Origin of the sequence: Mesorhizobium sp. M7A.F.Ca.US.007.01.2.1, from assembly GCF_003998165.1 — a bacterium.
GTDB lineage: Bacteria > Pseudomonadota > Alphaproteobacteria > Rhizobiales > Rhizobiaceae > Mesorhizobium > Mesorhizobium ciceri.
In genome coordinates this window covers 1-21,869 of record NZ_RZQP01000096.1, presented here as the reverse complement: position 1 = coordinate 21,869, position 21,869 = coordinate 1, and the positions used below count along the sequence as shown (strand labels likewise).

Genomic DNA, 21,869 nt, shown 5'->3' with positions numbered 1-21,869 from the left:
GACAGCCGATGCTGGCGGATGCGTCGCTTTCAAAGCAGGCCGCCTTGCTCGGACATGGCGTGGCATTGGGCGATCTGTTGCAGATCGGCGGGGAAATCGCATCCGGCGCGCTGGTCAAGCCGTTCGACATCGACGTCGCATCCGGCGCCTATTGGTTGGTGGCCAGAAACCTGCACGACCTCTCGGAGCCGGCCGCCGCGTTCGCCGACTGGCTCAGAAGTGAATTTGCCGAAAGCAGGCAGGCGCTGGAAGCGCAGGCTTAAACCCTTCTGGCCCGGTTCCTGTCCAGCCAAATGCCAAGCCGTGGCAACAAAGATTTTGGGCGCCTGCGCGAAGCCTGCGCACCGTGGACGGCCAAATCCCAAGGTCAGGCCGCTTCTTCGGCGCGCTTCTTCTCGATCTGGCCGATCGCGTCGACCACGGCATCGAAAGTCAGCATGGTCGAAGCGTGCCGCGCCTTGTAGTCGCGCACCGGCTCCAAATATCTGAGATCCGCAAAGCGGCCGTCCGGCGGGGCGCCATTTTCCTTGAGCATCTTCAGCATGGTGTCGCGCACCGCGCGCAATTCCTCGGCACTCGCGCCGACGACATGCTGCGCCATGATCGATGACGACGCCTGGCCGAGCGCGCAGGCCTTCACGTCATGGGCAAAATCCGTGACGACGCCGTCCTGCATCTTGAGGTCGACGGTGACGGTCGAACCGCATAGTTTGGAGTGCGCCTTGGCGGTCGCGTCAGGATGATCGAGACGGCCGATGCGGGCGATGTTTCCGGCAAAACCGAGAATTTTCGCGTTGTAGACGTCGTTTATCATAATTTTCCAATCCGTCGCCGCCAAGCGAACAGCGATTGCCGCTGTCGTGTCTTCCTTTCGCTCGCTATGACCTTATATAATGCTGGCAGTCCGGTATCGACAAGAACGACGAAAGCCAATGTCCTTGCCGGGAAGTTCACGCCGCTTACGGGGCTGGAAACGGGGCGAGTTTCCGACACCGAAAGGTCGTGGTCCGTTCAACTCGTTCCTCCGCCGAGAGGGACTACGGGAGACGCCTTTATGGATGCCGTCATCAAGAAGCTCATGCCACAGTCAGCCTATATGGAAAAGCCGGTCACCGACCGGCCAAGCGAAGCCGAAGTCGAAGCCGCCGTGCGCACGCTTTTGCGCTGGACCGGCGACAATCCGGACCGCGAAGGGTTGGTCGACACGCCGAAGCGGGTGGCAAAGGCCTTTCGCGAAATGTTCGGTGGTTACGACATGTGCCCGGCCGACGAGCTCGGCCGCACCTTCGAGGAGGTCGCCGGCTACGATGACCTGGTCATCGTCAAGGACATCACATTCCATTCGCATTGCGAGCACCATATGGTGCCGATCATCGGCAAGGCGCATGTCGGGTATCTTCCGGACGGCAAGGTCGTCGGCCTGTCCAAGATCGCACGCGTCGTCGATATCTTCGCCCACCGCCTGCAAACCCAGGAGGCGCTGACGGCGCAGATCGCCGGCGTCATCCAGGACGTGCTCAATCCGCGCGGCGTCGCCGTCATGATCGAGGCCGAGCACATGTGCATGGCCATGCGCGGCATCCGCAAGCAGGGATCAACCACGCTGACCTCGACCTTCACCGGCGTTTTCAAGGACACGCCCGAAGAGCAGGTCCGTTTCGTCACCATGGTGCGCGGCGGCGGGGTCTGATCGGCCCTCGCCGGCCATCAAAATAAGGACCGGCGATGTCGGCACTGGAATTTGCAAAAGCTCCGTCGGACAAGAAAGCGCTCGAGGAGGGCGCGGTGTTCTCGCCGCGCTTCGATGCAGCCGGGCTGGTCACGGTCGTCGTCACCGACGCCGCGGACGGCATGCTGTTGATGGTTGCGCATATGAACGCGCAAGCACTGGCGCTGACGCTTGAGACCGGCATCGCCCATTACTGGTCGCGCTCGCGCAGCGCGCTTTGGAAAAAGGGCGAAACATCAGGCAATTTTCAGCATGTCGTCGAGATGCTCACGGATTGTGACCAGGATGCCATATGGTTGCGCGTCAAAGTGTTGGGCCACGACGCAACCTGTCACACTGGCCGGCGTTCATGCTTTTATCGGACGGTGGGGCTGGTCGACGGCAAAGGGACGCTTGCCTTCGACGGCAGCAAGCCGCTGTTCGATGCGGAAAACACGTATCGGAAACCAACAGCTTGAACCTTCTGCCTGACACCAACGACACAGATTCATCATTTCGATACGCCCCGCTCGTATAGTAGCCGTGGGACAAGGGAGATCATGATGCTCGAGTGGGCGTCATTGCGTAACAGACCAGATGTCAGGGAGGCCAACGGCCTGTCCTCGTCAGGCGGCGCGTCCGAAACGAACTCCCAAAAGAAAACAGGCATTTCGCTCGCCTTGGGTGGCGGGTGCGCCCGCGGCTGGGCGCATATCGGCGTGCTGCGCGCGCTGGATGAAGCCGGCATCGAAGTATCGATGATCGCCGGCACCTCGATCGGCGCGCTGGTCGGCGGCTGCTATCTCGCCGGCAAACTGGACGAGCTCGAAGAATTCGCCCGCAGCCTGACCAAGCGCCGCATTTTCGGCCTGCTCGATCTCAATTTACGCGGCAGCGGCCTGTTCGGCGGCATGAAACTCGATGCAAGGCTGCGCGAGCACATGGCCGGCATTCGTTTCGAGGACCTTGCCAAGCCGTTCGTCGCGGTCACTTCCGAAATCCGCACGGGCCACGAAATCTGGCTGTCGAGCGGCTCATTGATCACCGCCATGCGCGCCTCTTATGCGCTTCCCGGCGTGTTCGAGCCGGTGAATTGCAACGGCCGCGTGCTGGTCGACGGCGCTCTGGTCAACCCCGTACCGGTTTCGGTCTGCCGCGCCTACGAGCAGCCGCTCGTCGTGGCGGTCAACCTTCACTATGACCTGTTCGGCCGTGCCGCCGTCATCAAGCACAGCGCTGGCGAACTGGTCGTCGAAAAGGACGCGCCGCGGCCTGGCCAGATCGACGCCGAGCGCCAGTCGCATCAGACGCGGCTCGGCATCACCGGCGTCATGGTCGAGGCCTTCAACATCATCCAGGACCGCATTTCGCGCGCCAGGCTTGCCGGCGACCCGCCCGACATGTCGCTGCAGCCGAAGCTCAGCCATATCGGCCTGACCGAGTTCCACCGCGCCGACGAGGCGATCAATCTCGGCTATCAGGCGACGATGGCGCAGATCGGCGAACTGACCCGGCTGCAGACAGTTCTCGCCTGATCAAAACCTACGCACGAGCCGCATCGGTGATACGAAACTGAACGGTGCGGTTGCCGTTCCAGTAATTTCCCGACAGCGAACCGGCGACGTGGATTGTCTTGCCCCGGTTTTTGAACAGGAATTCGCCAAGCGCGGTATCGACGGCGCGAAAGGCGATCGCCTGGATCCGGCCGCCGCTTTCCGATTGCAGCTCGACGCGGATGTGATTGGTGCCGACCGGCCGCGCATCGGCCAACCGGTGGCGCGGCAACGCGAAAACAGGGGCCACGTGCCCGGCACCGAAAGGTCCGGCTTGTTCCAGCGCGTCGAGTAGGCTGAGTGTCGCGCCTTCAGCGGCAAGCGCACCGTCTATGGCCAGGCTTTCCTCGCCCTGCAGGCGAAACACGTCGGCTGCCGCCCGCTCTTCGAAAAACGCCCTGAGCTCACCAAGCCTCGCCCGCTCGACGGTGATGCCCGCCGCCATGCCATGCCCGCCACCCTTGACGATCAGACCGGCAATGGCCGCCTCGCGCACCAGCCGGCCGAGGTCGAAACCCGAGACCGAGCGGCCCGAGCCGGTGCCGATGCCGTTGGCGTTGAAGGCGATGGCGAAGGCCGGCCGGCGGGCATGATCCTTCAGCCGTGAGGCGAGCAAACCGACGATGCCCGGATGCCAGCTGTTGCTGGCGGTGACGACGATCGCCGGGCCACTACCGCCGGCGAGCTCTGCATCGGCCTCGGCGCGCGCCGCCGCGAGCATCTCCTGCTCCATCAGCTGCCGTTCCTGGTTGAGCCGGTCGAGCGTCTCGGCAATGGTGCGCGCCTCGACCGGGTCGTCGGTCGCAAGCAACCGGCTGCCAAGTGCGGCATCGCCGATGCGTCCGCCGGCATTGATGCGCGGGCCGATCAGATAGGCCAGATGGAAGGTGCTGATCGGCTCGCCGATGCGCGACACCCGTGCCAGTGCCGCGAGCCCTTCGTTCTTCTGCTGGCGCGCCATCTGCAGCCCCTTGACCACGAAGGCACGGTTGACGCCGGTCAGCGGCACCACGTCACAAACGGTGGCCAATGCCACGATATCGAGCAGCGAAAGCAGGTCCGGCGGCGTAGCATCGGCCATGCGGCTACGCAGGATCCTGGCCGTCTGCACAAGGGCGAGGAAGACCACGCCGGCGGCACAGAGATGGCCCTGCCCGGAAAGGTCGTCGTCGCGATTGGGATTGACGACAGCGATTGCCGCCGGCAAGGCACCGCCGACCTGGTGGTGGTCGAGCACCACGACATCGGCCCCGGCCTCATTGGCGGCATCGATGGAAGCGGCGCTGTTGGTGCCGCAATCGACGGTGACGATCAGTGTCGCGCCACGCGAAACAAGTTCGCGCATGGCGTCGGGGTTGGGGCCATAGCCCTCGAAAATACGATCCGGGATGTAGATTTCCGACGGCACCGAGAAATGCGTGAGGAACCGCTTCAGCAAGGCCGACGAGGCGGCGCCATCGACATCATAGTCGCCGAAGATCGCCACCTTTTCCCTGGCCATCACCGCGGCGGCGATCCGGGCCGCCGCCCTGTCCATGTCGGTCAGCGATGCCGGATCCGGCAGAAGATCGCGGATCGTCGGATCGAGAAACCGCTCGGTCTGCTCGGCGGTGACGCCGCGGCCGGCAAGCACCCGTGCTACGATATCGGGTACCCCGTAGCCTTGCGCGATGGCGAGCGCGATCATGTCCTGCCGCTCGGTCAGCCGGTGCTCCCAGGAAACCCCTGACACCGACTGCCTGACATCGAGGAAGAGGCGCTTTTCGCCGGTCATACGCTTTGCCAACTCATCGTTGGCCGCACGATAGTGCATGTCGCCCAAAAGTGCGCAGCGGTTTTGGGGCGACGACCTGTATTGGCAACAATTTAAAGCGTGTCACGTTCATGCGACGCTCTATAGGCCAAAGGCAGGCAAAGCCAAGCGATTCACGGTGTGCGCCGTCCGGGAAGTATCAAGAAAACTGCGCTTTCCGCTTTTCAGCCTGGCGCCGAAGCCATTCGTCGGCCGCATCGCCCATCGTCTTTTCCACACCGTCCTTCAGCCAGGCCATGAAAGGCCGGTCGAAGCTGAATGCGTCGCTGCATTCCCGGATGAGAAAGCGACGCACATTCTGGGTGTTGCGATAAGACTGCGTGATGGCGGTGGCGCGCGAGATCGGATCCGCGTGCCAGTCGAACGGTTTCATCGTCAAATCCTTGCAGCCAATATCGGGTGCGCCCGAATGGCTAACAATTGCAAGGTGGCTTCGCAAGCAAGCGTCAGAACTTATCCAGGTCCTGATGGCGTGCCTTGATCTCGCGCACCGTCCGCGACGACGAGCGCAGCACGATCGTGTGGGTGGTGATGTAATTGTGGCCGAACTTGACGCCAGCCAACATGTTGCCGTCGGTGACACCGGTGGCCGCAAACAGCACATCGCCGCGCGCCATGTCCTCCGTCCGATAGACCCGTTTCGGATTGGAAATACCCATCTTTGCCGCGCGAGCAACCTTTTCCGGTGTGTCGAGGATCAGCCTGCCCTGCATCTGGCCGCCGGTGCAGCGCAGCGCGGCGGCGGCCAGCACGCCCTCGGGTGCTCCGCCAGTGCCGAGATAGATATCGATGCCGGTTTCTTCCGGATCCGTGGTGTGGATGACGCCGGCGACATCGCCGTCGCCGATCAGCCGGATCGCGGCACCCGTGGCGCGCACGGCATCGATCAGCTTGGCATGACGTGGCCGGTCGAGGATACAGGTGGTGATGTCCGAAATAGCCACGCCCTTAGCGCGGGCGAGGCTGGCGATGTTTTCGGCCGGTGAGGCATCGATATCGATGACGCCGTCCGCATAGCCCGGACCGATGGCGATCTTGTCCATGTAGACATCGGGCGCAAACAGCAGGCTGCCCTTTTCGGCGATGGCGATGACGGCGAGCGCATTGGGCAGGTTCTTGGCGCAGATCGTCGTGCCTTCGAGCGGATCGAGCGCGATATCGACCGCCGGACCTTTGCCGGAGCCGACTTCTTCGCCGATATAGAGCATCGGCGCTTCATCGCGCTCGCCCTCGCCGATCACCACCGTGCCCCTGATGGAAAGCCGGTTGAGTTCCTGGCGCATGGCATCCACGGCGACCTGGTCGGCCGCCTTTTCGTCGCCGCGCCCACGCAGCCTGGCGGCCGCGACGGCGGCCCGTTCGGTGACGCGCACCAGTTCCATGGTGAGTATCCGGTCAAGGCCGGCGACGATGTTCTGGGCCACATTCATCTGGTGATTTCCTCGTTGGCAATGCGGCCTCCCGCCGGAGGCGGGCCTGTTTTGTCAAACGAGCATGACAACGGCAAGACCTGCCACGAATATTATCGAATATCCAACAATATCAATCGATTAAACTACGTCTTGAAACACGACCGGCCCGATCGCCACGCGCCGGGCCAGTCTTAAAACGGTGAGAATGGCGGCCTTCGCGGCCTAAAAAACCGCGAGGTATTTGAGCAGCGAAATGATGCCGATGATGATGACGATGACCTGAACTATCTGTCTCATCCGGCCATCGAGCGGCAGGCGTTGAACCAGATAGAGAACGAGGATGATGACGAGGAATGTGATCAGGATGCCGATCAACGCTGATGAAGCCATGGTGTCCTCCTTAAAAGTGATTTGCTGAAAACAATAGAAAAGGCCGGAAGCCCGGCCCTATTGCGCTGCGGTCAATACCAGCGGCGGGAGGTATCGTTCGTCGACTGAGCAATGGCGAAGCCGGCCAGAAAGCCGAGCAGGCCGATCACGCCGACCAAAGCTGTCGTCGTACCAGGATTCTCGCGCGCGACTTCCGAAACAGCCTGGGCCTGGCTGCGCAGTTGTTGCGCCGTACGCGAAGCGCGGTTCGCCGCGGTGTCGTACAACTCGGACGCCTGTTCGCTGGCGTCGTCGAACATCTCCGCGCCCCGCGCCGAAATGCTCTTGTTGATCTTGGTGATCTCTTTGCGCAGTTCGGCAATCTGCTTTTCCAGCGTCTTCTGGACGTCGTCGATATCGGGGGTGTCGGATTTGTTGGTGTCAGCCATGAAGCGGTTCCTCTGGTTGGTGACCAAGAGAACGGCGTCGACGCGAATTCGTTCCGGTCTGTGGCAGCTGCCTGCCTCCAGACCGGACCTCAATGCCTGCGGAATTCTTGTCCCGCGCGACTGTCGGACAAAGCTACCCTGCCCGTTCGATGCGGATGACCTGCGGTTTGTCGGTCAGATGTCCGTCCTTGGTGATGCCGTCTACCGCCTTGCGAACGGCGGCCTCCGTCGTCTCGTGGGTGACAAGGATCACCGTCTTCTGTGCCGCCGCCTCGCCGTTGACTGCGTGCTGGACGATCGATTCCAGCGAGATGTCATTGTCGGCCATGCGCTTGGCGATTGCCGCGAACACGCCGATGCGGTCGTGCACGGTCAGCCGGATGAAATAACCGCCGGCATGGCTGCGCATCTGCGCCTTCTTGTAGGGTTTCAGCTCCTTGGCCGGCCGGCCGAAGACCGGACCATGCTGGAAGCCTGGCCGGCTCTTGGCGATGTCGGCGATGTCGCCGATGACGGCCGATGCGGTGGCGTTGCCGCCCGCACCGGGGCCGGACAGCAGCAGCTCGCCCAGAATGTCGGTTTCGATCGCCACCGCATTGGTGACGCCATGCACCTGCGCGATGACCGATGCGGTCGGCACCATCGTCGGATGCACGCGCTGCTCGATACCGCTCTCGGTGCGCTGGGCGACACCCAGCAGCTTGATCCGGTAGCCGAGATCGGCGGCCGCGCGGATGTCGGCCTGGGTGATGTTGGAAATGCCTTCCATGTAGATGTCGTTGGCGGCGATCCTGGTGCCAAAGGCAAGGCTGGTCAGGATCGACAGCTTGTGCGCCGTGTCGTGGCCCTCGATGTCGAAGGTCGGATCAGCCTCGGCATAGCCCAGCCGCTGCGCGTCCTTCAGGCAAGCATCGAACGAGATGCCCTCGGCCTCCATGCGGGTCAGGATGTAGTTACAGGTGCCGTTGAGGATGCCGAACACGCGGGTGACCGAATTGCCGGCCATCGCCTCACGCATCGTCTTGATGACGGGAATGCCGCCCGCCACCGCCGCCTCGTAGTTGAGAAGCACGCCCTTCTTCTCGGCGATCTCGGCCAGCGCCACGCCATGCTTGGCCAGCAGCGCCTTGTTGGCGGTGACGACGTGACGGCCGGCTTCGAGTGCCGTCTTCACCGATGAGCGCGCCGGGCCCTCGTCGCCGCCGATCAGTTCGACGAACACGTCGATTTCTGCGGTCTGGGCCATCTTGACCGGATCGTCGAACCACTTTGCAGAGCTCAAATCGACGCCCCGATCGCGCTTGTGGTCGCGCGCCGAGACGGCGGTGACGATCACGTCACGGCCGCACTGGCGGGTCAGTTCCACCGCTTTGTCGCGCAGCACGCGCGCCACCGATGCACCGACCGTGCCGAGGCCGGCAATTCCAACACGCAATGCTTCAGCCATGTCCGGCGACGTCCCTCAAAGTCAGATCGAATTTGCGTGCGGCAAGCTTACCGGTGAGCGGAGAGCGGCACGACATTGTTGGGCTGCTTGGCGCTGGTCGACAGGAAGCGCTTGATGTTGCGCGCCGCCTGCCGGATCCTGTGCTCGTTCTCGACCAGAGCAACGCGCACGAATTCGTCGCCATGCTCGCCGAAGCCGACACCGGGCGCCACGGCCACGTCGGCATGTTCGATGAGCAGCTTGGAGAATTCGAGCGAGCCGAGATGCTTGAACGGCTCCGGGATCGGCGCCCAGGCGAACATCGATGCCGCCGGTGCCGGAATGGTCCAGCCGGCGCGGCCGAAGGCGTCGACCATCACGTCGCGGCGCTTGTGGTAGATGTCGCGTACCTCGGCGATGTCGGCGCCGTCGCCGTTGAGCGCGTGTGCCGCCGCCACCTGGATCGGCGTGAAGGCGCCGTAATCGAGGTAGGACTTCACCCGCGTCAGCGCCGAGATCAGCCGCTCGTTGCCGACGGCAAAGCCCATGCGCCAACCGGGCATGGAGAAGGTCTTCGACATGGAGGTGAATTCGACGCAAACGTCGATCGCGCCAGGCACCTGCAGCACCGAAGGCGGCGGATTGCCGTCGAAATAGATCTCCGAATAGGCAAGGTCGGACAGGATGATGATGTCGTTCTTCTTGGCGAAGGCGACCACATCCTTGTAGAAATCGAGCGAGGCGACCAGCGCTGTCGGGTTCGACGGATAGTTGAGGATCAGCGCCAGCGGCTTCGGGATCGAATGCTTGACACCGCGCTCGAGCGCCGGAATGAAACCGTCGTCCGGCTCCACCTGCAGCGAGCGGATGACGCCGCCCGACATGATAAAGCCGAAGGCATGGATCGGATAGGTCGGGTTCGGGCACAGGATCACGTCGCCGGGCGCGGTGATCGCCTGCGCCATGTTGGCGAAGCCTTCCTTCGAACCGAGCGTGGCCACCACTTGCGTGTCGGGGTTGAGCTTCACGCCGAAGCGCCTGCCATAGTAGGCGGCCTGGGCGCGGCGCAGGCCCGGAATGCCGCGCGACGAGGAATAGCGATGCGTGCGCGGGTCGCGCACGACCTCGCACAATTTGTCGACGATAGCCTTGGGCGTCGGCAGGTCCGGATTGCCCATGCCGAGGTCGATGATGTCGGCGCCACGCGATCGGGCGCTGGCCTTGAGCCGGTTGACCTGCTCGAACACGTAAGGCGGAAGCCGGCGAACCTTGTGAAATTCTTCCATGGCAGTTCCAGACAGCGAAGGGGTGTTGGGCGCGCGCTATATACTTATTTGCAGGTAGGGTCGAGGGCGGGGTCGCATTTGGCTTCGATCTGCTTCAGCGTTTCGTCGCCATGCTTCTTGGCCAGATCCGTCAGCGCCGCCTGGTTGACGACCTTGGGGCCGCCGCCCTTTGCCGCCTGCGCATTCTCATCCGCCTTCAATTGCGCGAGCTTGGCGTTCTTCTCGGCTTCGGTGAACTGCGGCGCCGCCACTTGCGGCTTGATGTTCAGGTTCGGGAAGGTGCCGGTATCCTTCGGTCCCGCACCCACAGCGACAGGCGTCGGGCCATTCGTGTTGGTGCTCGAGCACCCGGCAATGCCGATGAGGACGATCGCCGCGCCGATGCGGCAAAAACGTCCGGCACCGAAAAAAACAGTCTCGCCAATATTAATCGTCATATTGTTTCCTTGGCAGCCGAGGTAGAGCGAGATTGGCCCGGTCGGATGTCCCATGTTAATATGTCAAGAAAAGGCCTCGGGAGGAACCCCGCCAACCATGTCCAAAACACCCGATTCGGGCAAAGCGGAAGATGACCAGCCTTCGACCGTCGAGCAATATCTGGTGAAGGACCCGGAACGCTTCGCCCTGAACATGGCGCGCATGATCGAGCAGGCCGGCAAGGCCGCTTCCGCCTGGGCCGAGCCGCGTGAAAAAGGCGACGTGCGCGACCATGTGGCCGAGCCCGTCGTCGATATGGTGAAGACCTTTTCCAAGCTCAGCGAATACTGGCTTGCCGATCCGCAGCGCGCGCTGGAAGCGCAGACGCGGCTGTTCTCCGGCTATATGACGGTCTGGGCCAACGCCATTCAGCGCACCAGCAACGCCGCGCAAGACACCGAAGACGCGGTCAAGCCGGAGCGCGGCGACAAGCGCTTCCTCGACCCGGAATGGGGCCGCAACGCCTTCTTCGATTTCCTCAAGCAGGCCTATCTCGTCACCTCGCGCTGGGCGGCCGATCTGGTCGAGCACGCCGAAGGTCTTGACGAGCACACCCGCCACAAGGCCGGCTTTTACGTCAAGCAGGTGTCCAACGCCATCTCGCCGTCGAATTTCATCCTGACCAATCCGGAACTGTTCCGCGAAACCGTCGCCTCGAACGGCGAAAACCTGGTGCGCGGCATGAAGATGCTGGCCGAGGACATCGCCGCCGGCAAGGGCGACCTGAAGCTGCGGCAGGCCGACTACTCGCCCTTCGAGATCGGCAGGAACATCGCCACCACTCCCGGCAAAGTGGTCGGCCGCAGCGACGTCGCCGAAATCATCCAGTACGAACCGGCGACCGAGACGGTGCTCAAGCGGCCCCTGCTGATCTGCCCGCCATGGATCAATAAATTCTACATCCTCGATCTGAACCCGCAGAAATCCTTCATTCGCTGGGCGGTTGAACAGGGCCACACCGTGTTCGTCATCTCCTGGGTCAATCCGGACGAGCGCCACGGCACCAAGAGCTGGGAAGCCTATATCCGCGAGGGTCTGCAATACGGCCTCGACACGGTCGAGAAGGCCATCGGCGAACGCGACGTCAACGCGATCGGCTATTGCGTCGGCGGCACGCTCCTAGCGGCGGCCCTGGCGCTGATGGCGCAAGAGGGCGACGACCGCATCAAGTCGGCGACCTTCTTCACCACGCAGGTCGACTTCACCTATGCCGGCGACCTGAAGGTGTTCGTCGACGAAGAACAGGTCGCGGCAGTGGAAAAGTCGATGAGCGAAAAGGGCTATCTCGACGGCACCAAGATGGCGACCGCCTTCAACATGCTGCGCTCAGGCGACCTGATCTGGCCCTATGTCGTCAACAACTACATGCGCGGCAAGGATCCCCTGCCCTTCGACCTGCTCTACTGGAATGCCGATTCCACCCGCATGGCCGCAGCCAACCACTCTTTCTACCTGCGCAACTGCTATCTTGAGAACAACCTTTCGCAAGGCACGATGGAACTGGCGGGCCGCACGGTCTCGCTCGGCGACATCACCATCCCGGTCTACAACCTCGCCTCCAAGGAAGATCACATCGCGCCGGCGCTTTCGGTGTTCCTCGGCTCGAAATATTTCGGCGGCACGGTCGAGTATGTGATGGCGGGGTCGGGCCATATCGCCGGTGTCGTCAATCCGCCGGCATCCAACAAATACCAGTATTGGACCGGGGGTACGCCGACGGGCGACTTCAGCCAGTGGATAGCCAATGCCACCGACCATCCAGGATCCTGGTGGCCGCACTGGCAAGGCTGGATAGAGGCCAAGGACAACACCCGCGTGCCTGCCCGCAAACCGGGCAAGCATATGAAAACTTTGGGTGATGCTCCGGGCACCTATGTGAAGGTCCGTGTGTAACGGACTGTAATGTGTGGTGAGTTGACGGGCCGCCAAAAGCGGGCGAAATGGTGTCGTCAACCATCAAGCGGCCGTAATTCGGCAATCACTGCAAAAATACTTCCAGGCTTGCGGATTTGACACAGGTCTCGTTTCCGGATCGGAGACAAAGGTCACCTTGGCAGCGACGCATGCATGCCGCGCCAAGATATGCCGACCGGACATCGAGGGGGAATTTGACTTTGAAATCAGCAGGATGGAGCCTCGCAAAGGGAGAACGCCGCGCCATTGTGGCAGCGCTCTGCTCCTTGCTTCTGGCCTCCTGCACTTCGGCTGGCGACCCGGCAATGTCGGTCGGAATGCCCGGCTACAATGCCACCGCATCGGATGTAAACGCGGCCTCCAGCGGCAAGGCGATCGCCGCCTCCGATTCGTCTGATGTCACGACGGAGCAGACGACCGTGATGACGGCAAGCGACACGGCGCTGCCTGAAAAGGTCGCCTATGTGCCTGTGTCCAAACCGGGAGCTGTCTTTCCGCTGACCATGCCGGCGGGCGCCGAAACCATCGTTGGAAACACGCCGCAGTCGCTGACGCAGCAGGCACAGACCGCGCAGCAGACCGATGCGGTCGCCCAGCAGATTGCCGCGGCCGACGGCGACGTGGCGGCGCCGAAGCCCGCTGCCGCTCCGGCCATGAACAACCCGGTCTATGTGACGGCTGGCGAGATGCCGCAGGCCGAAGCACCAAAGAAGAAAGGCTTCCTGGCTTCGATGTTTGGCGCAACGCCAGCCTCGGCGACACCAGCCCCCCTCATCAGCAACGCCCGGACGGGCGAGCAGCCTCCGGCGCAGGCAAAAGCGACGCCAGCAGCGGCAAAGCCGATCATCACGCTTGCCTCGGCCGATTCCACGGCCAAGCCGGTACAGCTGGCTTCGCTCGGTGGCGATAGCGGTCACATCACCGGCAGCGATGCCCTGCCCGGCGTGCGCCAGACGGCCCTGTTCGAGATCAAGCGCAAGTCCGGCCTCGATGACGAAAGCGACGTCGACCTCAACGAGGATGAGGGGCCAGTGGGCGGCTCCTATCAGGTTGCGTCCGCCGCCGGCATGGCCCGGCTGGCGCCCAACGGGCTGCTCAAGCAGAACGAGAGCGTCGATGTGGCCTGCCTGAAACCGTCGCTGGTGCGCGTGCTGAAGACGATCGAAGGCCACTACGGCCGCAAGATGACGGTGACGTCAGGCTATCGCGACCCGGCCCGCAATCGGCGCGCCAACGGCGCCAAGAATTCGCTGCACATGTATTGCGCCGCCGCCGACATCCAGGTTCCCGGCGTTTCGAAATGGGAACTGGCGAGCTACATCAGAAGCATGCCCGGTCGCGGCGGTGTCGGCACATACTGCCACACAGAATCGGTTCACGTCGACGTCGGTCCCGAGCGCGACTGGAACTGGCGCTGCCGCCGGCGCAGCGGCGGTGACGGCTAGTAGCGCTATTTGACGGCCTACGCCTGTCAGCCGCCAAGGCCGTTCCGGCAATATCGTTCCAGCCTCCTGAACATTCGAGATAGGCCGAAGCGTCCCCAACTTCGTCATCCTCGGGTCTTCGCGACGGAGCGCTCCTTGCTCCGCCCGTGGATGACGAAACGATGGGTGTCGCCGCTAATCGTCAAAGCCTGCCAACCCTCGGCAAACCGTTGATTTGGCAGGCCTGGAAAAAAGTTGTCCAAGGTGGCACCTGACGGGTTGCCGGTTGCGCACAACGCCAGTATAAGCCGCTTCGTCTGAGCGCGCCCATCGTCTAGCGGTTAGGACACCGCCCTTTCACGGCGGTAACAGGGGTTCGATTCCCCTTGGGCGTACCAGAAAAATTTGCGTTTGGCGCAAACCTCCCTCCCAATGTCGGCAATTTCGCTTGGCTCTCTGCTGCTCTCTTCAACTGACGCGCAGTCTTCCGCGATCACACCATAGGCCAACGCGGCCATACGGGTCATAATCCTGCTACAAAGTGGTCGATTCCTAAGGGATGTAGCCGCTCCAAGAGCCCGCCGCAGGTCGCCCCCGTGGCGGGCTTTTTATTGCACGGTCGAGTTGGGCTTTCACGGCATTGCGACAACGGGAGAAGCCCCGAGTGGCAAGTCCGTATTTATTTGCCTGGGTTGCGTGCGGGAGCCTACCTGAGAACGGGTCGCGCACCGCTCAAGACGACCCTCTTCAGCGCTTCAACCGGCATCCGACAGTGCAAAGTCAAAAGCCTGTTATGATCCACGGATTGGAGTCGTATCCGAGACGCGGCTCTGCCTTTGCGCCGCTGTCTTCCGATTTGGCGGTTCCGGTGAAACCGCAGTCCAGATTTGCAACGGGCTTCTTGGCCGACGGTTTCGTGGAACACAAGGCGGCAGCGTCACTGACCGCCGCCTTCTTTTCCTTGGCAACAGCGACACCGGTCGCAGCGAAAACAACAGCCGCGCACAATACAGCCACTCTCATTGGAACCCCCACATTGCACCCGACAGATGGTCGGACATGACGTAACGTAATCTTAATATTAGCACTAACGAATATATTAGCTAGCCCCGTGCCATAAAAAGCAGGCCGAGTGCCAAGCTTGCGCCACGACCGCCAAACCGGTGCATTGGCAGAGCCCCGGCGCGCGAGGCTGTCAGGCCACAGCCTAGCCGCTGCCAAGCAGCGGCACGGTAACGGTTGTCGCGTAGTTGATCGGGAAGGAACTGAGGTAGGGGAAGTCGATGACGAAGGCATAGGCGGCGGTCAGATGCGCCATGCGGAAGCCGCCGCTCACCGGGTCGATGGCGATCGTGACGTTCACGTCCTTGAACCCCAAGGCCTGCAATTTCTGCGTGGCGATCGATTGAATGTCGGCTTGGGTCAGCGTGTTCTTAAGCTGCAGCGAGCGCGCTGACGTCTCCAGCGTATAGCGAACACTGGAGACCGAGTGCATCGACCAGCCAAAGGCGAATATTCCGAACAGCAGCATGACAAGGAAGGGGGCGATCAGCGCGAACTCCAGCCCGGCCCCGCCCGATCGATCCCGCCGCAACGCGCTTACCCTAGCGGACACGGATCACCTCCTGGTGACCGATGACGGTGGGAGCGGCAAAGGCGCCGAAGGCAATTGGCGGCACCCAGGTGCCCGATGCCTGGATCTGGACATAGATCGACGGCACCTTGGGCCCACTGCACATGGTGGAAGCGTCGACCACGGTCGTGCCGCACATACGGATGTGGCTTAGAGTGACCTGGCCGTCTTCCGGCCGATTTTCCCAGCTCGCAATGGCAAGGGCCCGGGTCGCCGCATCATCGGTCGATCCGCTCATGACCAGGTTCGCGGCCGTCTTCACACCGGCGCGCATCGACAGTGAACTCGTTACGTAGGACCAGCCGTCCAGAATACCAAGCAGCACCAGGCACAGAATGGGCAGCACCATCGCGAACTCGACCGCCGCAACGCCCGAATCATCGCCAAGGATCGGCATCGATCGGCGCCCCACGGAGCTACTCGGACAGTGCCACGGACCGCGCGGCTGGAATGTTGGGCACTCCGAGGCTCGAGCAATCCTGATTGATGGTTGAATTACCGGACCATTGAATCGTATTTGCGACGACCCTGGTGCAGCCGCCATTGCCCGAGAAGTTGCCAAGATAGCTCACTTGCTGCTTGGGGAAATAGATGGCCCCGGTCAAAAGCGAGTCCGCTGTGCCGTTGAATGTGCTGGATGCACTCATGCCGGTCCTGTCGCCGTAGAACAGAACGCCTGAGTAGGTGCCCGAAGTCGCCGCGCTGAGCTTCACGGACGCATTGCCATTCATGCTGACGGTCGAGCTGCCCGACATGAAGATGGTCACCCCGGCGCCGGTGATGGCCGCGTTGGCGTTTATCTTGAGATTGCCCTGAACGACATAAACGCCGGGCGAAAGCGTGACATTGCCCTTCAGGTTCATGCCGCTGCAATAGGTGCCTGGACCGAGCGTCGCCTTGTTGTCGTTCAGGCAAGGGGTCGCGGCCACCGGGGCCGGCAGGTCGACAAAGGGATCGCCGGCAGGCAGTGCCTGGGTGATCGGGGCCGCGCAGACGGTCGTGACGGGATTGCTGAGAGAGACACCGCCCGCCGATATCAGGCAATCGGCCTGCAGACCGGCCGCGCCCTGAAGCTTGATGGCGTCGGAGGCGATGGAATTGGACATGACCGAGCAGCCGGTGAGCTTAACGCTGGTGCTGCCGGAAAACAGCACCGCCTGCGACGCGGACGGATCGAGCGCGAGCATGCAAGCACTCGAGGCATCGGTAATGACGGCCACCGCCCTCGCCTGTTCGGGAACCTTGTCCTGTGTGAAGATCAGGGTGAACATCCGGTCGAGCTTCTGGCCGACGATCACCTCGACCGCTTTTTTCGCCGTATTCGGTCCGGACGCGGGCGGCGTATTGACGACGATCGTGCCCGAGCCCAGCCCGTTCGACGCCGCGGACTGGGTCGCGGCCGCGACGATCGTCGGCTTGTCGGAACCCGAAATCTGTTCGAGCGCTCCGGCATAGGCGGCTGCATCAGCCGTCGCCTGCAATCTCAGGCTGTTGTAGTACCAATAGGAGGTCTCGACGCCGAAGCCCGCAGCGCCGACAACGACCGGCAAGGTGAGGGCAAAAATGGTGGCGACGTTTGCGCCCGTGCTCCGGCGCATGGCGTCCATTACAAGCCGAACACGGGTGAAGCTATTCAAGGCCATGGCTTAAATTAGAAAGCACGCATAAATGAACGAATGGCTAAAAAGTTCGGTGCATTTTTGAGCAGTGGTCCATTGGCTTCAAAAAAGAAGTGCTTCGCTGGCTGATCAACGCGCGAGCGCACTTCCTGGCAAGCGACAAGGGCTAGGGCCAGCGGGAGGCGGCGAGAGAGCATCGATGTCCTAGAGCATCCGCCTGCGATAGGCGGCCATGGGTTCGCACCCGATCAGCGAACTTGCCGTCGAAGGCAGCAAACACCGATGTATTGCTGCTCGCACTATTGGAGAATGCAGTGGGAAGCCAAAGCTGTGCAGGATTTCTTCAAGCGGAAAGAATCGGCATCGGCTCCGCAACCACCCCGGCCGACATCTCTCTTTGCACGGCCAGGAAAAACCTGCGCACTTCATCGCTGGCTGCTGTTCTGTCCCTGCCGGAGCCGACCACAAGATCGAGCAACTCCGACGCCTTGGCCCTCCAGAACGAGGTGGCGGTCTCGCCATGCAGGTTGCCGAGCTTGGCGGCAACCTCTCTGACCAAGAATACCTGACGGTCGATCGGGAATGCACGGATTTTTTCTGGGGACATCTTCCGAACCATGAGACTGACGCAACGAATCAACCATTGCCAACAAGCAATGGCGTAGCCGGGAAGGTGGAAACGGAAGCTTAACGGCGCTGACGTGGGTGCGGGGACGCAACGATACGCTCGCGACATCGCCTGTGCGTCAAACGCGCTTCATTGGTTGCAGTGGGGGGCAGGCGAAACGGCGGCGGCCCTTAGGCCTGGAGCGCCCTCGCCTCACCGCCGCGCTTGCGCGGCGTCATCATGTCCCTGGCCATCAGTCCGCTGGCCCGGCAAAACGCCATGAACGCCCGGCAAGCATCCTCGGTCTTGACCACGTCTACCGTGGCCCCAAAGCAGGCGTTGAAGGCTTTCTGGTAGATCGGGCCCTGACGGCGCGCAGGCCAGTCCTGGAGAAAATCGAGCGCCTGTTCGACCCCGTAGATCTCCTCGACCGGCAGGCCGGGCGCGGGCGCTATGCGCACCGGCACCTCGAATTGCAGTCTGTCCATTTCCTGTCTCCCGAACTGGCGCCACCGCAGCAACGCCGTTCGTCGTCAAAAGTTGCTTTGACCGGCTTTTGGCCCAGAAATGTGTCGTCACTTGGGTCGCTGAACCGCCCATGCAAGGCGAATATCTCGAACTGTGCGGGTGCATCGGGCAGTTCTTCCTTGAACCTTTTGCCCTCAAGTGCCAAATCTGGGGAGATCTTCACGTCGGCTCTCCTGCAGGGCCCTACCCGCTATACGGACAAAATGGTCACCTATCTCGACGCTGCCACGGCCCCGCTCAGAAATACCGGCCAGATCCGCCTCTATGGCGAGGACGGCTTTGCCGGCATGCGCAAGGCATGCGATCTCACCGCGCGCTGCCTCGACGAGCTGGTGCCGATGGTCCAGCCCGGCGTCACCACCGAAGCAATAGACCGCTTCGTCTTCGAATTCGGCATGGACCACGGCGCGCTGCCGGCGACGCTCAACTATCGCGGCTACACGAAATCATCCTGCACCTCGATCAACCATGTCGTCTGCCATGGCATTCCCGACAACAAGCCGCTCAAGGACGGCGACATCGTCAACATCGACGTCACCTACATCCTCGACGGCTGGCACGGCGATTCTTCGCGCATGTATCCGGTCGGCACGATCAAGCGCGCCGCCGAGCGGCTGCTCGAAGTCACGCATGAATGCCTGATGCGCGGCATTGCGGCGGTCAGGCCGGGCGCCCGCACCGGCGCCATCGGCGCCGCCATCCAGACCTTTGCCGAAGGCGAGCGCTGCTCGGTGGTGCGCGACTTCTGCGGCCACGGCGTCGGCCAGTTGTTCCATGACGCGCCGAACATCCTGCATTACGGCAGCGCCAATGAAGGCGTCGAGATGCGGCCAGGCATGATCTTCACCATCGAGCCGATGATCAATCTGGGCAGGCCGCACGTGAAGGTTCTGTCGGATGGCTGGACCGCGGTAACGCGCGACCGTTCACTGTCGGCGCAGTACGAGCACACGATCGGCGTGACCGACACAGGGTGCGAGATTTTCACGCTGTCGCCCAAAAAGCTCGATCGCCCCGGCCTGCCGGCTTAGAGCGCACCTTACCCGGCGGGAGGCCGTCTATGCCGACTGCACATCCGCGGCATTCGGCAGGTCGATGGTAACGACCAGTCCGCTGGGCTGGTTGTCCTCCAATTCGATCCTGCCGCCGTGCCCCTGGACGATGTCGGCAACGATCGAGAGGCCCAGACCGAAGCCATGCTTCGACGCAATGCCGCGCGACGCATCTTCCTTGAAGAATGGTTCGAAAACACGGGCACGTGCCGTCATCGGAATACCCGGCCCGTCGTCCCCTACCGTGATGCGCGCCGCCGTGCCGGTCGCCGTCAAGGCGACCGTGACATTGCCAGCGAATTTGACCCCGTTGTCGCAAAGATTGGCGATCGCACGCGCCAATGCATTGGGCTTGCACCAGCCCAGAAGCCGGTCCGGCCCGGAATATGAGACAGGAAATCCGACATCGGAGAATTCGGCGCAGACGGTTTGCAGAACGCTGGCAATATCGGCGCGCTGCAGCTTCTCCGTCGAAACATCGTTGCGCAGGTAGGTAAGGGTCTCATCGATCAAGATTTCGATGTGCTGGACATCGGACAGGATTGCGGTTCGGATTGGGCCATCATCCATGCGCTCGGCGCGAAGCCGCAGCCGCGTCAAAGGCGTGCGCAGATCATGACTGACGCTGCGCAACATGCGCGTGCGGTTTTCGATCATCGTGCGGATACGCGTCCTCATCCTGTTCAGGGCGCGCGCCAACCCCACCATTTCAATGGAGCCGTGTTCGACGAAGAGCTGGTCGCCATTCTCGATCTCGGCCGAACCGACTGCCGCCGAGATGCGCTTCAACGGATCCGTCACGGCCCAAACCGCAAACAGCCAGATCAGCACGGGCAAGGCGACGAAAGCCATGAACCTGTAGAACGAGGCACGGACGAGGCCCGATGTCAGCCAGGAATCGGGCATGCCGAAATGGGCCAGGACGTCCTGCTGGTCGAGGTCGATGACAAACGCGTATCGGCCGCCGACCCTTATCCAGCGTCCCTCAACCGTCCCCCTGTCGATACGCAAAAGCCATTCGACACTTCGCCATTGCAGATAGGATTGGGCAATGCCGCGTATCTGGTCCTTGGGCAATATCTCGAAATCAAAGCCGGCTCGCTTTGCTGTCGCCAGAATTGCGCCACGCGCCTCCGCCGGCGTTTCTTGCAACAAGGCAGCAACAACGGCCGCACGCCTGGCGTTATCTTCCGCGGCGGGAAGATCGGCGTTCTCTATGAAACTCTCGACGACCGAACCGACGAACATGATCACGATCACCGCGATGAAAATGATTGCCACAAACTGCCCACGCACGGACTGTGGCAAGAAACGGCGGATGAAATCCCTCATGCTTCCTCCACCGTCGCGGTGAAGATGTAGCCTCCCAACCGAACGGTCCTCAAAAGCACCGGATCGCGCGCGTCCTTTTCGATCTTCCTGCGGATTCGACTGATATGGACATCGACGCTACGCTCGATCGGCCCCGCGAGCCCGGCATGGGTTACGCCCAGAAGTTCCTCACGAGAGAGAACCCGGCCTGCATTGCGACAAAACGCAAGTAACAGGTCGAATTCATGCGTCGTGGTCGTCACCCGCGCATTGTTGGGGTCATGCAATTGCCGGCGTATGGGATCAAGGCGCCAGCCGTTGAAACGAAGCACCTTCGACCAGTCCCGCTCGTCGGGATTATAGGCTGTACGGCGCAGCAGCGCCCGTATCCTGGCCGTCAGTTCACGCGCGCTGAACGGTTTCGTCACATAGTCGTCCGCGCCGATTTCCAGCCCGAAGATGCGGTCGATTTCCTCGCCGAGCGCGGTCAGCATCAGGATCGGAATGTTGGTTGCGGCACGAAGGCGGCGGCAGATGTTGAGACCGTTTTCGCCCGGCAACATGACATCGAGCACGATGAGATCGAATTTCTGGGTGCGAAGCGCGGCATTCATCTGGACGCCGCTCTCGGCAATTTCCACGGTCATGCCGTTGTCGGTGAGCGTGTCGCCCAGCATGCGTGCGATCTCCAGATCGTCTTCGACAATGAGGATGCGCGAACCTTGCCTTGCCGACCTGGATTCGGCGCTCAAATCGCTTTGGTGCCGTTGCTGTGCCATTCCGGAGCTTGTCCAGCTTGCATTTGGTGCCCTGGGTAGGCATCAGAACCGATATCCGACGAGAAGCATCCCTGAAGGCTGGATCTTTTCGACGACGACGGGGCTGTCGGCAGCGTCACCCAAGAGAACGCCGACCCCCGCTTCGCCGCGCACCATCCAGTTCTCGTCGAGCATATATGTGGCGGAAACCGAAAAATCGGCGCGCTTCAAACCGGCGCCGGCATCATAGCGCGCCAGCCCCGAGCGAGCCGATTGCTCGGGCGTGACACCAAAATAGGCCTGCATGTAATTTTCGTCGGCGAACACGGCGGACGCGCTGGCGCCGATCATCAACGATTGAGACAGAGGCCGGGTCACCTCGATCCCCATCCTGCCCTCCAGGCCATCGCTGCCGCCGATGGTCTTGTCCAGCTGCGCGAATATTTCGGCCGGACCGAACTTCGCCGCTGCCTTCACGCCGACCGTCGCGCCCATGTCGACATCCCCCAAGCCGCGCAGATGGTCGGAGT

24 protein-coding genes and 1 tRNA gene are annotated in these 21,869 nt (G+C 62.1%); 8 read left to right on the top strand and 17 right to left on the bottom strand.

Annotated features, from left to right (window positions below; genetic code table 11):
- Positions 1-263 (top strand): LysR substrate-binding domain-containing protein (locus EN949_RS18410; RefSeq protein ID WP_245472450.1); only part of this gene is annotated, 263 nt, incomplete at its 5' end.
- Positions 264-367: 104 nt separating this feature from the next.
- On the opposite strand, the gene EN949_RS18405 is transcribed toward EN949_RS18410, so the two are convergent.
- Positions 368-814, bottom strand: coding sequence for an iron-sulfur cluster assembly scaffold protein (locus EN949_RS18405; protein ID WP_013531981.1), 447 nt, complete (start codon positions 812-814; stop codon positions 368-370).
- Between the two features lie 240 nt (positions 815-1,054).
- Here EN949_RS18405 and folE point away from each other — a divergent pair, with 240 nt between their 5' ends.
- The 3 genes from folE to EN949_RS18390 all read left to right on the top strand — a co-directional run bounded on the left by folE (position 1,055) and on the right by EN949_RS18390 (position 3,243).
- On the top strand, positions 1,055-1,690 hold the full coding sequence (gene folE / locus EN949_RS18400; protein ID WP_013531982.1) for a GTP cyclohydrolase I FolE: 636 nt from the start codon (positions 1,055-1,057) through the stop codon (positions 1,688-1,690).
- A 35-nt stretch (positions 1,691-1,725) separates the two neighbouring features.
- Positions 1,726-2,187 (top strand): phosphoribosyl-AMP cyclohydrolase, encoded by a 462-nt coding sequence (gene hisI, locus EN949_RS18395; protein ID WP_127366908.1) that lies wholly within the window; start codon positions 1,726-1,728, stop codon positions 2,185-2,187.
- Positions 2,188-2,271: 84 nt separating this feature from the next.
- Entirely contained in the window at positions 2,272-3,243 is a 972-nt protein-coding gene (locus EN949_RS18390; RefSeq protein WP_127259633.1) for a patatin family protein, read from the top strand.
- A gap of 7 nt (positions 3,244-3,250) precedes the next feature.
- Here the strand turns inward: EN949_RS18390 and recJ are convergent, their stop codons facing one another.
- From recJ to EN949_RS18350, 8 genes are all read right to left on the bottom strand, one after another.
- Positions 3,251-5,035, bottom strand: coding sequence for a single-stranded-DNA-specific exonuclease RecJ (recJ, locus tag EN949_RS18385; protein WP_063173661.1), 1,785 nt, complete (start codon positions 5,033-5,035; stop codon positions 3,251-3,253).
- A gap of 178 nt (positions 5,036-5,213) precedes the next feature.
- A complete protein-coding gene (locus EN949_RS18380; RefSeq protein ID WP_127367031.1) occupies positions 5,214-5,447 on the bottom strand; it encodes a DUF6434 domain-containing protein in 234 nt (77 codons plus the stop codon).
- Positions 5,448-5,520: 73 nt separating this feature from the next.
- Complete coding sequence (glpX, locus tag EN949_RS18375) at positions 5,521-6,504, bottom strand: class II fructose-bisphosphatase (protein WP_013531987.1); 984 nt, start codon at positions 6,502-6,504, stop codon at positions 5,521-5,523.
- Positions 6,505-6,708: 204 nt separating this feature from the next.
- Entirely contained in the window at positions 6,709-6,876 is a 168-nt protein-coding gene (locus EN949_RS18370; RefSeq protein WP_013531988.1) for a Thivi_2564 family membrane protein, read from the bottom strand.
- Between the two features lie 71 nt (positions 6,877-6,947).
- The gene (locus tag EN949_RS18365; RefSeq protein WP_013531989.1) at positions 6,948-7,304 is read right to left on the bottom strand and encodes a hypothetical protein; all 357 of its coding nucleotides are present in this window, start codon (positions 7,302-7,304) and stop codon (positions 6,948-6,950) included.
- Positions 7,305-7,437: 133 nt separating this feature from the next.
- A complete protein-coding gene (locus EN949_RS18360; protein ID WP_013531990.1) occupies positions 7,438-8,751 on the bottom strand; it encodes a homoserine dehydrogenase in 1,314 nt (437 codons plus the stop codon).
- 47 nt (positions 8,752-8,798) lie between these two features.
- Positions 8,799-10,016, bottom strand: coding sequence for an LL-diaminopimelate aminotransferase (locus EN949_RS18355; protein WP_013531991.1), 1,218 nt, complete (start codon positions 10,014-10,016; stop codon positions 8,799-8,801).
- A gap of 44 nt (positions 10,017-10,060) precedes the next feature.
- Positions 10,061-10,453 carry a hypothetical protein gene (locus EN949_RS18350; protein ID WP_063167871.1) on the bottom strand — a complete coding sequence of 131 codons (393 nt, stop codon included), beginning with the start codon at positions 10,451-10,453 and terminating at the stop codon, positions 10,061-10,063.
- Between the two features lie 97 nt (positions 10,454-10,550).
- Here EN949_RS18350 and phaC point away from each other — a divergent pair, with 97 nt between their 5' ends.
- From phaC to EN949_RS18335, 3 genes are all read left to right on the top strand, one after another.
- Positions 10,551-12,386: a class I poly(R)-hydroxyalkanoic acid synthase gene (gene phaC, locus EN949_RS18345; protein WP_127366348.1), complete on the top strand. Its 1,836-nt coding sequence runs from the start codon at positions 10,551-10,553 to the stop codon at positions 12,384-12,386.
- A 215-nt stretch (positions 12,387-12,601) separates the two neighbouring features.
- Positions 12,602-13,852, top strand: a complete 1,251-nt coding sequence (locus EN949_RS18340; protein WP_127366349.1) for a YcbK family protein — start codon at positions 12,602-12,604, stop codon at positions 13,850-13,852.
- A gap of 302 nt (positions 13,853-14,154) precedes the next feature.
- Positions 14,155-14,229, top strand: a tRNA-Glu gene (locus EN949_RS18335).
- Positions 14,230-15,038: 809 nt separating this feature from the next.
- On the opposite strand, the gene EN949_RS18325 is transcribed toward EN949_RS18335, so the two are convergent.
- The 5 genes from EN949_RS18325 to EN949_RS18305 all read right to left on the bottom strand — a co-directional run bounded on the left by EN949_RS18325 (position 15,039) and on the right by EN949_RS18305 (position 18,178).
- Positions 15,039-15,446 (bottom strand): TadE/TadG family type IV pilus assembly protein, encoded by a 408-nt coding sequence (locus tag EN949_RS18325; RefSeq protein ID WP_127366350.1) that lies wholly within the window; start codon positions 15,444-15,446, stop codon positions 15,039-15,041.
- Positions 15,436-15,861, bottom strand: coding sequence for a TadE/TadG family type IV pilus assembly protein (locus EN949_RS18320; protein ID WP_127366351.1), 426 nt, complete (start codon positions 15,859-15,861; stop codon positions 15,436-15,438). The genes EN949_RS18325 and EN949_RS18320 overlap by 11 nt, the downstream gene beginning before the upstream one ends.
- A gap of 19 nt (positions 15,862-15,880) precedes the next feature.
- Positions 15,881-17,062 carry a pilus assembly protein TadG-related protein gene (locus tag EN949_RS18315; protein ID WP_013531999.1) on the bottom strand — a complete coding sequence of 394 codons (1,182 nt, stop codon included), beginning with the start codon at positions 17,060-17,062 and terminating at the stop codon, positions 15,881-15,883.
- A 364-nt stretch (positions 17,063-17,426) separates the two neighbouring features.
- Entirely contained in the window at positions 17,427-17,690 is a 264-nt protein-coding gene (locus EN949_RS18310; protein WP_127366353.1) for a DUF6074 family protein, read from the bottom strand.
- 191 nt (positions 17,691-17,881) lie between these two features.
- Complete coding sequence (locus tag EN949_RS18305) at positions 17,882-18,178, bottom strand: DUF982 domain-containing protein (protein WP_013532001.1); 297 nt, start codon at positions 18,176-18,178, stop codon at positions 17,882-17,884.
- 243 nt (positions 18,179-18,421) lie between these two features.
- On the opposite strand from EN949_RS18305, the gene map reads away from it, so the two are divergent.
- Entirely contained in the window at positions 18,422-19,249 is an 828-nt protein-coding gene (map, locus tag EN949_RS18300; protein ID WP_013532002.1) for a type I methionyl aminopeptidase, read from the top strand.
- 27 nt (positions 19,250-19,276) lie between these two features.
- Here the strand turns inward: map and EN949_RS18295 are convergent, their stop codons facing one another.
- The 3 genes from EN949_RS18295 to EN949_RS18285 all read right to left on the bottom strand — a co-directional run.
- Entirely contained in the window at positions 19,277-20,602 is a 1,326-nt protein-coding gene (locus EN949_RS18295; RefSeq protein WP_127365654.1) for a HAMP domain-containing sensor histidine kinase, read from the bottom strand.
- Entirely contained in the window at positions 20,599-21,360 is a 762-nt protein-coding gene (locus tag EN949_RS18290) for a response regulator transcription factor (protein ID WP_164755574.1), read from the bottom strand. The genes EN949_RS18295 and EN949_RS18290 overlap by 4 nt, the downstream gene beginning before the upstream one ends.
- A gap of 42 nt (positions 21,361-21,402) precedes the next feature.
- The coding region (locus EN949_RS18285; protein ID WP_164782512.1) for a MipA/OmpV family protein at positions 21,403-21,869 on the bottom strand (467 nt) is incomplete at its 5' end.